A 401-nucleotide genomic window follows, 5' to 3' on the forward strand; every position below is an offset into this window, starting at 1 on the left:
GAACAGCAGTGGAGCGGCGGGATCCGATCTCTCTACCCACTGCTGCAGGGCAGCTGCATCAAGATGGTCTCGGTAGAGAATGGTCAGAGAAATTGCCGATGCCAACAGGGCAAATAGCAGCCAGCGAAGTGTTTTACTTCTCATCGCTATTGCTCCATTCGCGGCGATTGATGGCGTAGCCACTGATCTTGCCGATAAAGGGCAGCGCCAGCATGCCGGGTAAGCGGTTGACCTGTTTCGGGTCGCGGTATTTATGGATACCGATGGTCATGCTCTCATGACCTCCTCTGGGTTGATCACGGTAAGTGCCGAACAACCGATCCCACCAAGGCAGGCTGAAGCCGAAGTTGCTGTTTGCCTCATCATCCTCTACCGAATGGTGTACGCGGTGCATATCAGGG

The 401-nt window shown here is 54.9% G+C and carries 1 protein-coding gene; it reads right to left on the reverse strand.

Translation table 11 applies throughout. The features are described from left to right. Positions 1-133: 133 nt before the first annotated feature. A partial coding sequence (locus Ga0074115_RS15560) for a sterol desaturase family protein (protein WP_408642721.1) occupies positions 134-401 on the reverse strand: 268 nt, incomplete at its 5' end.

Source organism: endosymbiont of Ridgeia piscesae (genome assembly GCF_001443665.1).
In the GTDB taxonomy this organism is placed as follows: Bacteria; Pseudomonadota; Gammaproteobacteria; order Chromatiales; family Chromatiaceae; genus Endoriftia; species Endoriftia persephonae.